Source organism: Pedobacter anseongensis, assembly GCF_037482965.1.
In the GTDB taxonomy this organism is placed as follows: domain Bacteria; phylum Bacteroidota; class Bacteroidia; order Sphingobacteriales; family Sphingobacteriaceae; genus Pedobacter; species Pedobacter anseongensis.
In genome coordinates, this window is record NZ_JBBHKB010000001.1 from 927,357 (window position 1) to 940,254 (window position 12,898).

The window sequence follows — 12,898 nt, forward strand, 5'->3', positions numbered from 1 at the left end:
AAGTGTTTACTTTTTTTACGCCTGAGAATCTCTCAAAGCCTTAATTTCGTCGTGCGATATTCTTAATGCCGCTTTTTGCGTAGTAATTAAGTCTTTTATGCTTGCCGACAACCCTTCTTCTTCAATTGCCATTTTATAGGCCTTTTGTGCTGCATCTTCTCCGAACTCACAATTATTTAATACGGTTTTACGATCGTGTCCGGTAAAAACGGCTTTCACATCCATCCAAGCTCTATATATTTTACCAGAACTTGTAGTTCCAGTTTCAATTTCTTCTCCCTGTGCCTGAACCTCGGTAGCTAAATCCATTTTATGTTTATGACTTTCGCCAATCATCTTTACAAAAAGCGTTTTTAAATCAGCGTCTTCAGGTTTTAACTCTTCGATCGCTCTTTCATAACCTGCTATTCTATCGTTATTGATTTGAATAAGGTCGTTTAAAATTTCTGCATTCACTGTTCTAGTTTCCATATTTTTATTGTTTTGATGTGCTAAAGGAACAGAGTTCGGAAAGAAATGTTTAAACTTACTTAGCGCATTTAAGAATATTCCAGTTAACTTACACTTTTAAAGACATGCAGAATTTTATTCATCATATTAAAAAATATCTTCCGCTGAATGATGATGAAATCGATGTGATTTCTTCCTACGTAAAAACAATAACAGTTAAGAAAAAAGAATTCCTTCTCGAAGAAGGGAAAATAGCTAAGGCCAATTACTTCGTTGAAAAAGGCCTTTTAAGGATGTATTACATTAATGATAAAGGAGTTGAGCAAATTACCCAATTTGCTTTAGAAAATTGGTGGCTTTCTGACTATATGAGTTTAACTATGCAAGCACCTTCTCATTTTTACATTCAAGCCATCGAAAATTCAGAAATCGTGGTTATGGACTACCAAAAGCTGGAAGAATTAGTTAAAAAACTCCCCCAATTAGAACGGTATTTCAGAATTAGTATTCAAAGAGCTTACGCTGCATCACAAATGCGATTTAAGTATTTTTATGATTACTCTAAAGAAGAAAACTACCGCCAATTTGTTTCCCTATTTCCTGAATTTATACAACGCATACCTCAATATATGTTGGCTTCTTATTTAGGCTTAACTCCAGAGTATTTGAGTGAGTTGCGGAAGAGGATAATTTCTTAAACCAGTTTAAGTTTTTCCTATCGTCGCCCAATTATCTTTGTTCATCATTTAAAAAAAATAATCATGGACAAAAGAATTAATATCGAACAAACTGAGCCAAATGGCTATAAAGCCATGTTTCCCTTAGAAAGTTTTTTAGCAACAAGTAAATTAAGCAAAACACATAAGGAACTCATTAAAATTAGAGCATCACAAATTAATGGCTGTGCTTTCTGCATTAACATGCATACTAAAGATGCTAGAGCACATGGCGAAACCGAGCAACGAATTTACTTGTTAAACGCGTGGCGAGAAACTGAATTATTTACGGAAGAAGAACGTGTGGTTTTGGCTATGACCGAAGAAATAACATTGATTGCAAAAGGTGGACTGAGCGATGAAACTTATAAAAAAGCGCAGGCTGTATTCGACGACCAGTACATTGCCCAAGTAATTATAATGATAGTTACCATAAATGCTTGGAATAGGATTGCCATTTCAACTCAACTCCAGCCAGCTTAGCAAATTTTTGAATTACAAAAGTAGTTTCCTAAAGTTATGAAACTACTTTTATTGCACAATCTTCAGCCAGTTGGCTACGAAAAAATAATGGTGGACAATCTCGAAAGTTAAAAACTAAACTAATTTCGACAAAGGAATATAACCAAGCACCAATTCGTCATCCAGCAAGTTATCGTCTTGCGAAAGCCTTAATGCATATTTACTTTTTGTTTCGGCAGTTAAAATATCTTTGATCTCGAAAATATCATCCACATCGATCCCAAATTTATCGTCAATATGCGAAGTAGCTCCTTTAAAGCCCGTATGCTTATAGAATGCCGTTTCCTTTGCTTCTTTTATCGCCACTGCTTTTTGATCCGAAGCTACTAACATTTTGTAGTGCAATTCTTCAAATTCGCCAGCTTTGTAACCACCTAAATTCAGAAAAAATAAGCTTGTTGCACCTTCCTTTATTTCATCCGCCTTTGCGATAACCTCTACCTTATATGCACCAACTTTATTTACAACCCGATAAGCATCGATATGGATTTTATCTTTTGCTTCTGGCCAAAAAGCTTTCATTTCGGGTAATAAGTCCTTTAAAGAAGAAGCTATTCCAAAAAATATATCGTGCTGCTCTATATTTCTTCCTTTTGGCATAGCACCCAATAAGATCATAAACAATTTTGTATTTTCCATTTAACTCTTATTTAACTGCTTAATTAACCGCCTGCACCTTGCTTCAATCTCTTCAAAAACAGGCTCGAATAAATGATCATGGTGATAAGGATCAAGCACCTCGCCATAATCGGCTAAAAAATAGTGCACCTTATCTATATGCGATTGGTTTTTTGCATGCCTAACCACTTCTTTGTAATTGTTTTTATCCATCACAAAAATATGATCGTACTCATCAAATAAATTCGAGCTAAAGTGTCTTCCCCGTTGCGCCGAAATATCATATCCAGCAAGTTTTGCAACTTCTACACCCCTACTATCTGGAGCCTTTCCAACATGCCATGATCCTGTTCCAGCTGATGCAATTTCCCAATCTAAATTTTGTTCGTTAACCATGTGGCGCATAATCCCCTCTGCCAAAGGCGAGCGACAAATATTCCCCATGCAAACCATTAATATCTTCAAATCCAATGTTATGTTTAAGCTTTTGACGAATAAATATCGTTTAAAATTTTTGCTAAACGAATCCCACCTTTTAACAATTGCTGATTTACAGTAGCTATCCAATCAAAATTATACTTATAACTCAACTTATCGTCGCTTTTCGTGCCGTCATAAATTTTACTGCAAATCTGGTACGATTCAAACAAACATTCCTTTAAACTTGTTTTTTGCCAAGTGGTAAACTCTGCTACCGTGGGGTGATTAATTGCTTTTGTGTACTCTGTATAACTTAATTTTTGATAGTCGACCAAGCTCTCATCCCAAACTTTATGAAGATTCGATTTTTCGCCAAACCAAGTTAACTGTACTTTATTTCCTCCTAGATCTTCTGTTCTGGCTGTATGCATCGGCTGATGTAAATCGCCTACCAGGTGGATTAACATTCTTAATGCTAATTTCTTCTCAGTTAATGTGGATGTAGTGTTTTTTAACACTACAATCATCTCCTTAATCTTCTTATAGATATTCGGCCCAGATTGCTGATCTAAATAGCTATACATTTCTGTTTTGGACAGGTTTGCTGGAATATTTAAGTAATGCCAATTCCCTAAATAATTATAGCTGGTATCTGATTTTACAAAATCTGCCCAGTTGGCACTCATGGCAATGCTTTCTGAACCCAAAATTGCTTGAATTGCCTTCCGGGTTTTAGCATTGATATAATAATCGGCAACTTCACCAACAACTCGATGTCCGATTAAATTCCATGCTCCGGCCGCATATGGCAAATAAAGTAAGGTTAGAAATACTAATAATTTCTTCATATTATAATTCTTTAGGTACACAATTTATTTTCTCTTTTAAAATCAATATGCATTCCTTTTGATCGTTTAGACTTTCTATCGTTAATTTTCCTGAGCTCATAGCTCTTATTTTGAAATTACTAATGTATCGACCGCTTCTATAGCATCCTGATACTTTTTGCTTATAATTTGCCTTCGTAAATGTTCCAGTAAGAAATAAAGTATCGCCGCTAACTTTATAGGTGCCCTTCGCATATTCTTTCCAAACGCCTTTATTAAAACAGGCTTCTTCGTAATAGTTAACTTTCGAATGTGTAGTTAAATCAACGTAAAATGAATCGCAACTGAACTTAAATTTATGTTGTGTATAGTTTAATAATTGCTCTGAATTGGCTACACTATCTTGATTCCATATCCCTTGCAAAACCGCTTCACCATTTCCTTGCACATTTGGGAGACGAGTACAGGCCGATAGCAGAAGTAACACGCAACAGGTAATAAGTAATAAGTATGTTCTTCTACAAAAAATCATGTTTATATAAATAGGCCTTTAAACTCTTCAATGTATTACTTACTACTTAAACTTATCAATTATTTCAACGACCCCACCATATCTTCAGGCTTAACCCACGCAGTAAATTGTTCGTCGGTTAATAAACCCAATTCAATTGCTGCCTCACGTAAAGTTTTATTTTCTTTATGTGCCCTTTTAGCTATTTTAGCTGCATTCTCATAGCCAACATGTGGATTAAGGGCAGTAACCAACATCAATGAATTTTCCATATGTTGTTTAATCATAGGTTTATTTGGCTCAATTCCTTCCGCACATTTATCGTTAAATGAAACACAAGCATCACCAATTAACCTGCCACTTTGCAACACGTTTGCAGCAATAACAGGTTTAAAAACATTCAATTCAAAATGACCATTACTACCACCAATGCCCACAGTTACATCATTACCCATAACCTGAGCACAAACCATCGTTAAGGCTTCTGGTTGTGTCGGATTAACTTTTCCGGGCATGATAGAAGAACCTGGTTCATTATCAGGAATAATAATTTCTCCAATTCCAGAACGAGGACCAGAGCTTAACATTCTAATATCATTCGCAACTTTCATTAAAGAAACTGCAACACGTCTGTAGGCACCAGAAAGTTCTACCATTGCATCGTGTGCCGCCAAAGCTTCGAACTTATTAGGAGCAGTTACAAAACCTAAACCTGTTAATTCAGCAATCTTTTTAGCTACCAAAACATCATAACCTGAAGGTGTGTTTAAACCAGTGCCAACTGCCGTTCCACCTAAAGCCAATTCGCTTATCATTTGCAAAGCATTTTTTATTGCTCTTATACCATTATCTATTTGTTGTACGTAACCAGAAAACTCTTGTCCTAAAGTTAAAGGAGTCGCATCCATAAAATGCGTACGACCGGTTTTTACAATATCATTCCAACTAGCAGCCTTCTTAGCTAAGGTATTTCTTAATTTTTCTAATCCCGGAATAGTAATTTCTACAGCTTGTTTGTAAGCTGCAATGTGCATCGCCGTTGGATAGGTATCGTTAGACGATTGCGATTTGTTTACATCATCATTCGGGTGAAGTACTTTTTTATCATCAGTTAAACTACCCCCATTTAATACGTGTGCTCTATTGGCAATTACCTCATTGGCATTCATGTTACTTTGTGTACCCGAGCCCGTTTGCCAAATCACCAACGGGAATTCGGCATCTAGTTTACCTGCAATCACTTCATCACAAGCCCTAGCAATTAAATTGGCTTTATCTGCGGCTAAAACTCCTAATTCGGTATTCGCTAACGCTGCCGCCTTTTTTAAATAGCCAAAAGCATGAATAATCTCCTTTGGCATACTCGCTTCAGGACCAATTTTAAAGTTATTACGCGAACGTTCGGTTTGTGCTCCCCAGTATTTATCAGCAGGCACTTGTACCTCGCCCATGGTATCGTGTTCTATTCTAAAACTCATGATGTGATTGTTGTAATTTTTCTTCAAATTTAGGAATTTTCGATTAGATATGCGTAGTTAGATATGAGATAGGAGACTGGGCGGCAAAAATTAACCGCAAAGACCGCATAGAACGCAAAGCTAAAGACAAATACTGCGCGAACCAACCTATCTGCTATCTCTACAAGCCTCTTTGCTGTTTTATGGTTTTAGTTTCGCTATTATTGATGCAAGTTTGATGAACATTAAACTTAACGTTATGAAAAGAATAATCTTCACATTTCTAATCCTCTTTACTGCACTATTTAACGTAAATGCGCAAAAAGGCATCGACTTTTCTCGCACCTATCCGGGTGGAGGAAAACTCCTAATGCGTGTAGATAGCGCCGCTAAAAATGTATTTTATTGGCATATATTCCCAAATCTACCTCAAACCTCTTTTAATTACTTACCCGAAGTAAACAATGTAAGTATCCAAATTAATTTTAGAAAGAATATCAACATAACAAACTATCGGTATACCATTTTAATAGATAACAAACCCGTTGTGCTAAATAAGTCAATCGATCTAGCGCAATTGAAAGATGTTGACAGAGGAGAAGGTGATGTATTCAGGTCCACAACACTTGGCACTTTCCCTATAAAAGGCAAAATTATTACAACACTAGTGTATGACATAGAAAAAGCTCAAGATATCGATAAATCCGTGTACTACGGGAAGCCCATTCCAAGGGCTAAAATCCAAGGTTTTTCAAAGCGCTTCAAAACTGAGTTAGGTGTGGATTACAACTGGATCAAGGATCCAAAAGAAAAAACTAACCTTATTCTCACTGAAAAAGATGATGAACTAACTCTTGTAAAAGATGTATCTGATATTGACTATCTCTACAACACTACCATAAAAGATAAGAAAACGAATAAAATAATCTTCAAATCAACTGCATGGGAATATGGTGGCATCATAAGTGAAGATCATAAAGCTGTACCTTATATAAAAATCGATAAAAATATTTTCAAAAAGTCGGGCGAATATGAAATTAGTATTCAGCCATCGATTAACTGGACGAATTGCCGTAATTGCGATATATCACCCAAAGAGATAGAAAAATACATCACCAGACATACACTTTCTATAACTTTAGATGAAGAAAACTATACCAAAAAAGAGCTTTTAATCTATGCACTTATCGTAGCATTTTCTTTAGGATTAATCTTTCTAGTTATCCTTTTCTTTATCAAAAAAAGAAATAAAAAAAAACTAGTAGAAAATGAACAGCAAAAAAACATGGCTAAGATTCAACTCAACTCCATCCGCTCTCAATTAAATCCACATTTTCTGTTTAATGCCCTCTCTGGCATCCAAAATTTAATGAACAAAAACGAGGTAGACAATGCCAATAAATACCTTTCCAAATTTGCTCGGCTAACGCGGAATGTACTTGATGATAAGGAACTGATTAGCTTATCGCAAGAAAAAACGTTGTTAGACGATTACCTACAAATGGAGCAATTACGCTTTGGCTTTACCTACGAAATTATTAGCTCAGAGAACTTAGATTTAGCAAACATCGAAATACCAAGCATGTTGCTACAGCCCTTTGTAGAAAATGCGGTAAAGCACGGCATAGCTAAAAAAGGTATCGATGGAAAAATTAGTATCACATTTATGAAGCAAGCAAAAGATTTGATGTTATCGGTTACCGACAATGGAAATGGGTTCGATATCGAAAAACAGAACATTGGCTTGGGCTTACAGTTAAGTAACAGTAGAATAGCGCTCTTAAATACTATTTATAAAGAAAATCGCTTTATTTTAGCTATGCAATCGACCACTAAGGGCACTAACATAAGCTTAACCATAACCGATTGGCTATAATATAATGAGGGCAATTTTAATAGACGACGAAATTTCTAATTTAGAAAACCTACAGACTTTGCTAGAAAAGCATTGTCCACAGCTAAAGATAATAGCAACCGCACAAAATGTAAGTGATGCGGTTGCTGCTATTGAAAAATATTCGCCAAACGTAGTGTTTCTCGACATTCAAATGGGCGAGCAAACGGGTTTCGAGGTGCTAAAGCTGCTTCCGAAGCGGAATTTCGAAGTTATATTTGTTACCGCTTACGACCAATATGGCATACAAGCGGTAAAATTTGCAGCCCTAGATTATCTTTTAAAACCAATTGATATCGAAGAATTGATAAATGCTGTAAATAATGCTGAAAATAAATTGTCGACACCCATACAAAATCTTCAGCTCGATTTTTTAGTGCAGCAACTAAAAAAGCCGGAAACAAACGCTAGCAAGATTGCCCTACCAATGCACAGCGAAATACGATATGTTGCGCTATCAGAAATTATACGCTGCGAAGCCGACGATAGTTATACCTATTTCTTTTTGGCGAATAACGAAAAAATAGTAGTTTCTAAATCCCTTAAAGAATATGCAGATTTGCTACGCCCCAACGGATTCCTTAGAACGCATCAAAGCCATTTAGTTAACCCCAAATATGTAAAAAGCTGGTTAAAAGAAGATGGTGGTATTCTGCTCCTTACCTCTGGAGAAAAGATACCCGTTTCTAAACCTAACAAAGAAACAGTTAAACAAGCATTGCAACGGCTTTAGTTTTTTACAGGAATTAATTGTTTATAGTTATTTACTAATAATTATCCTAGCATTCTTCGCGCACTTTGCATGTAAATAGTTGTGAGGCCTGGTGGATAGGGATTTCAAGGAATATATCTCCTCGCTAAGCTACGTTCGATAGGAAGATGCTAAGTAAAAGCAACCTTTGTGCTTCTTGCGTACGCTGTGGTTAAAGTGTTGTGGTTGCACGTTGCAGGTCTGTTGATTAAAAACTTCCAAAAAAAGACTCTTTTCTCTGTGAAAACTCCATGTGTTCAGTGTTAGAAAAACAATGCATCTCTAAATGTTTAAAACTCTTTTGCGATTAAAAAAACAATAATCCTTATTTTCGCCAGCTTACCGTACAGTTAAGCTATGAATTTTCGTTTATTATCCTTTTCATTCCTGCTCTCTCTCCTTATGATTTCGTCTTGCTCAAGTCAAGAAGAAAAAACAAAAAAAGTTGAAGCCGACAAAAAGATTAGGGTTAAAGAAGACGATGCGGCCGATAAAGCATTATTAGCATATGACCCTAAAAAGGGAGACCGTTGGATTGCAGATTTCGTTCAGAATTTGCATAGAAAATCTGGTTTCAACGGCAATGTGCTTGTTGCAAAAAAAGGTAAAATTCTATACGAAAAAGCCATTGGTTGGGCCGATTATCTGCATCGAGATAGCTTAAAAATTAGTTCTGAGTTTGAGTTGGCTTCGGTTACTAAAACATTTACCAGTGTAGCCATTTTGCAATTAATAGAGGCAGGGAAATTAAAACTTACCGATAACGTAAAGAAATTTTACCCTAATTTTCCATACGATGGAATAACCATAGCGCTTTTGCTAACACACCGAAGCGGGATGATGAATTATGTTTACTTCATCGACGATATTTGGCGCAAAGAAAAGAAAGATCAAAAGAAAGGAGTATCCAATCAGGAAGTAATGCAAATAATTGCGGATAAAAAACCTAATCGGTATACTAAACCTAACGATCGCTTCCATTATAACAATTCGAACTATATGGTTTTAGGGGCAATTATCGAAAAGGTAACCGGAAAACCCTATGCGGATTACATGATGGAGCATGTTTTTAAACCCGCCGGATTAAAGAATACGCATGTATACTCCACTACCGTTTATCCTAAAATTCCGGTTGATGTAGTAGGGCACGACCGTACTTGGCGTTACTCTGTAGCACAGAATTTTTTAGACGGGCCAGTAGGCGATAAAGGAATTTACAGCACAATACATGATTTGGTATTATTTGACAAATATTTAAAAAATGGAAGGCTTCTTACACAAAAGAGTTTAGATTCGGCCTATAAAGGAAGAAATAAACCTGTAAATGGACATTTTAATTATGGATACGGTTGGCGGATGTTCGATGGTAAAGGCATGGATAAAGTAGTTTACCATACCGGTTGGTGGCATGGCTTTCGTCATATTTATATCCGCGATTTAGATAAAGATATTGTGGTTATTTTCTTAGGAAATTTAACAAATGGGAGTTTATTGCACCTCGACGAGCTTTTCAAATATCTAAAGATGCCTATTATTAGAAAAGGGGCATACAGCGGTTCTGGTTCACTGCCTGGAAGTGATGAAGATTAATTTAGTTAAACTATATGTAGCGCAGCGCTCGAGATGACGAGTTCTGAGGAAGAACTATCCTAACTAATTTTATCCAGAGCAATAGCCCTTCTGCGCTTCTCGAGATAATTTTTTAGCAAAACATTCTCTGGCTTCTCTAACATTGCATCCTTTTCGAACAACTCGATTACCGTGTTTCTTGCTTCTTGTAAAATAACCTGATCTTTTGCCAGGTTCGCCATTTTTAGTTCTAATACCCCGCTTTGTTGAGTGCCTGTTATATCGCCCGGACCACGCAATTGCAAATCGATTTCAGAAATCTCAAAACCATTATTTGTCTTAACCATGGTTTCTAAGCGCAACTTCGAATTCGGACCGAGTTTGGCAGACGACATTAAGATACAAAAAGATTGTTCGGCACCACGACCAACCCTACCCCGTAACTGATGAAGTTGTGATAAGCCAAAGCGTTCTGCATTCTCGATAATCATTACCGAAGCATTGGGCACATTAACTCCAACTTCGATTACCGTTGTGGCTACCATAATCTGACTTTTACCCTCAATAAAACGCTGCATTTCGTATTGCTTATCCGCATTTGGCATTTGCCCATGTACAATGCTAATCTGATAATCGGGCAATGGAAATTGGTAGCGAAGCTGCTCTACACCAGCATCCAAATACAAAAGATCTAACTTTTCACTCTCTTTAATTAAGGGATAAACCACGTAAACTTGCCGGCCTTTCGCAATTTCCTGCTTCATAAAACCAAACATTCGTAAACGCTGATTTTCATATAAATGCTTAGTTTCAATTGGCTTTCTACCCACTGGTAATTCATCAATTACCGAAACATCTAAATCACCATATAAAGTCATGGCCAACGTACGCGGAATTGGTGTGGCTGTCATCACTAAAATATGTGGAGGAATTACATTTTTGCGCCATAACTTAGCACGTTGCTCAACGCCAAATCGATGCTGCTCATCAATCACCACCAAACCCAAATTCTTAAATTTTACTTTGTCTTCGATTAACGCATGTGTACCCACCAAAATATCGATATCGCCTGCTTCGAGTTGCGCATGTAAAAGGGTCCGTTGCTTTTTAGTGGTATTACCCGTTAAAATGGCAACTTTAGCTAAATCGTCTTTTAACAAAGAAGCAATAGAATGATAATGTTGCCGGGCCAATATCTCTGTTGGTGCCATCATGCAAGCTTGGTAACCGTTGTCGTTTGCCAATAGCATGCTCATTAAGGCCACCACCGTTTTCCCACTTCCCACATCGCCCTGTATTAAGCGATTCATCTGAACGCCGCGTTGGGTATCCAATCGTATTTCTTTAATAACTCGCTTCTGCGCATTCGTTAATTCGAAAGGGAGTATTTTAGTGTAAAAGGTATTTATCTTGTCGCCCACGGCATTAAACAGCGCTCCTTTGAACTTCAAGCTTCTTAATTGCTTATTATGTAACAGTTGTAACTGGATGAAAAATAATTCTTCAAACTTCAACCGCCGTTCTGCTTGTTGCAAGGTACGTGTATCTTTAGGAAAATGGATAAACTGTAACGCCTGCTTTTTGCTGATGAGCTTATATTTTTCTAAAATATAGCTAGGCAGAGTTTCTCTTACTTCATTGATGTGAAGCTCGATGAGATGGTGGATGAGTTTTTGAATTCCTTTACTATCTAAAAAACTTTTCTTTAACTTTTCGGTCGAATTATAAATAGGCTGTAAAGTTAAATTCCCAGTTATACCCGTTTGCCGGGGATATACCTCCATATCGGGATGAGAAATACTAAAGCTATGGTTAAATAGCGTAGGCTTCCCAAAGGCGATGTAGGTACCCCCACGCAAGATATTATCCTCCACCCATTTTAAGCTTTGGAACCAAACCAATTCCATTGTTCCAGTTTCGTCAGTAAGTTTAACTAGTATTCGTTTCTTATGCTTTTCGCCAACAATATCTTTTGCACTCACTTTACCAATAACTTGCACCAAGGGCATATCCTCACTCAGCTCGTTTATCTTATAAAAACGAGTTCGATCGATGTATCGAAAAGGGTAGTGATTTAAAAGTTGCTCGTACGTGCTTATGCCTAACTCTTTCTGCAAAAGTTCGGCACGCTTCGGACCAACGCCCTTAAGGTATACAAGTGGTGTATCTAGATTTGAGGCAAACAAATGACGCTATTTTCTATTAAAAGTAAAAATATCTTTCATCAGTATATAATTATTAATCGTTGTTTATTCAATTTATTGTATGTTTTGAAAACCATGATGATTTCATCAAGTTCCAATTAAATAGGAAAACAGCAGACAATAAAAATAGATACGCTAATAATTGATGCGTGCTTATCTTTTCGTCGAAATATAAAACGGCAACTGTAAAAGCAATAATTGGGTTAAGGTAAATGATAATACCTAGTGTAGAAGATGGAATACCAATTAAGGCATAAAGACTCAGAAATAATGGAATTACGGTAAACAGTGCCGCAATAATCACAATATGACTCCAAAACCATATTCCTTCCGGAAAACCCTCATGATGATAAATATAAAAGGGCAACATTAAAATTACGGCAATCGTAATTTGCAATGCAAGTACATTAAGCTTATCTAGATGTTGCATCTTACGTTGAATGATAAGATAGAATGCATAAAATGTGGCAATCATCACCGACCAAAGTACTTCTTCAAAAGATCCAGTTGCTAGCATAACTATACTAATACAGGCTAGTGCCAATGCAATTAACTGAAGTCTCGAAAGCGCTTCTTTAAGAATCAAGTAGCCTCCAAACGCTGTTATTAAAGGGCATACCATATAAGCAAAAGCACCCGATTTAATGCTTATATTATTTATGGCATAAATAAAAGTGTACCAGTTTAAAGTAAGTAATATAGTGGCCCCGATAATTTGATAGATGATCACTTTTTTCGCCGAAGGTAAAGCGAGTTTATAAAATTGAATATCTTGTTTTAGCTCCTTTCTTCTAAACAGAAATATGGCCAGCCATATTACAATTAGGGATGTAAATATCCGATAATATAGAATCTCCTCAGAGGGGAAGGCTTTTAAATTTCGTAATGGAATAGAAAAAAAACCCCAAATCGAAACCGATAAAAATGCGGCTAGTAAATAACGAGATTTCGATTTCAAC

General features: G+C 36.5%; 13 protein-coding genes. 5 read left to right on the forward strand and 8 right to left on the reverse strand.

Annotated elements, in window-relative coordinates:
* Positions 1–15 precede the first annotated feature (15 nt).
* Positions 16–471 carry a PA2169 family four-helix-bundle protein gene (locus tag WG904_RS04195; protein ID WP_339578034.1) on the reverse strand — a complete coding sequence of 152 codons (456 nt, stop codon included), beginning with the start codon at positions 469–471 and terminating at the stop codon, positions 16–18.
* 104 nt (positions 472–575) lie between these two features.
* Here WG904_RS04195 and WG904_RS04200 point away from each other — a divergent pair, with 104 nt between their 5' ends.
* A complete protein-coding gene (locus WG904_RS04200; RefSeq protein WP_339578035.1) occupies positions 576–1,148 on the forward strand; it encodes a Crp/Fnr family transcriptional regulator in 573 nt (190 codons plus the stop codon).
* 63 nt (positions 1,149–1,211) lie between these two features.
* Positions 1,212–1,649 (forward strand): carboxymuconolactone decarboxylase family protein, encoded by a 438-nt coding sequence (locus WG904_RS04205; RefSeq protein WP_339578036.1) that lies wholly within the window; start codon positions 1,212–1,214, stop codon positions 1,647–1,649.
* A gap of 114 nt (positions 1,650–1,763) precedes the next feature.
* Here WG904_RS04205 and WG904_RS04210 read toward each other — a convergent pair whose 3' ends face one another.
* From WG904_RS04210 to fumC, 5 genes are all read right to left on the reverse strand, one after another.
* Positions 1,764–2,327, reverse strand: a complete 564-nt coding sequence (locus tag WG904_RS04210) for a DUF1543 domain-containing protein (RefSeq protein WP_339578037.1) — start codon at positions 2,325–2,327, stop codon at positions 1,764–1,766.
* Positions 2,328–2,771, reverse strand: coding sequence for a low molecular weight protein-tyrosine-phosphatase (locus WG904_RS04215; RefSeq protein WP_339578038.1), 444 nt, complete (start codon positions 2,769–2,771; stop codon positions 2,328–2,330). It lies immediately after the preceding gene.
* Between the two features lie 14 nt (positions 2,772–2,785).
* Positions 2,786–3,574 carry a S1/P1 nuclease gene (locus tag WG904_RS04220; RefSeq protein WP_339578039.1) on the reverse strand — a complete coding sequence of 263 codons (789 nt, stop codon included), beginning with the start codon at positions 3,572–3,574 and terminating at the stop codon, positions 2,786–2,788.
* Position 3,575: 1 nt separating this feature from the next.
* Complete coding sequence (locus tag WG904_RS04225; RefSeq protein ID WP_339578040.1) at positions 3,576–4,040, reverse strand: fumarate hydratase; 465 nt, start codon at positions 4,038–4,040, stop codon at positions 3,576–3,578.
* A 104-nt stretch (positions 4,041–4,144) separates the two neighbouring features.
* Entirely contained in the window at positions 4,145–5,542 is a 1,398-nt protein-coding gene (fumC, locus tag WG904_RS04230) for a class II fumarate hydratase (protein WP_339578041.1), read from the reverse strand.
* A 238-nt stretch (positions 5,543–5,780) separates the two neighbouring features.
* On the opposite strand from fumC, the gene WG904_RS04235 reads away from it, so the two are divergent.
* The 3 genes from WG904_RS04235 (at position 5,781) to WG904_RS04245 (ending at position 9,756) form a co-directional block, all read left to right on the forward strand.
* Positions 5,781–7,397 carry a sensor histidine kinase gene (locus WG904_RS04235; RefSeq protein WP_339578042.1) on the forward strand — a complete coding sequence of 539 codons (1,617 nt, stop codon included), beginning with the start codon at positions 5,781–5,783 and terminating at the stop codon, positions 7,395–7,397.
* Between the two features lie 4 nt (positions 7,398–7,401).
* Entirely contained in the window at positions 7,402–8,148 is a 747-nt protein-coding gene (locus WG904_RS04240; RefSeq protein ID WP_339578043.1) for a LytR/AlgR family response regulator transcription factor, read from the forward strand.
* A gap of 375 nt (positions 8,149–8,523) precedes the next feature.
* On the forward strand, positions 8,524–9,756 hold the full coding sequence (locus tag WG904_RS04245; RefSeq protein ID WP_339578044.1) for a serine hydrolase domain-containing protein: 1,233 nt from the start codon (positions 8,524–8,526) through the stop codon (positions 9,754–9,756).
* Between the two features lie 59 nt (positions 9,757–9,815).
* Here the strand turns inward: WG904_RS04245 and recG are convergent, their stop codons facing one another.
* Positions 9,816–11,921, reverse strand: a complete 2,106-nt coding sequence (gene recG, locus WG904_RS04250; protein WP_339578045.1) for an ATP-dependent DNA helicase RecG — start codon at positions 11,919–11,921, stop codon at positions 9,816–9,818.
* 67 nt (positions 11,922–11,988) lie between these two features.
* Positions 11,989–12,897 carry an EamA family transporter gene (locus tag WG904_RS04255; protein WP_339578046.1) on the reverse strand — a complete coding sequence of 303 codons (909 nt, stop codon included), beginning with the start codon at positions 12,895–12,897 and terminating at the stop codon, positions 11,989–11,991.
* Position 12,898: the final 1 nt, after the last annotated feature.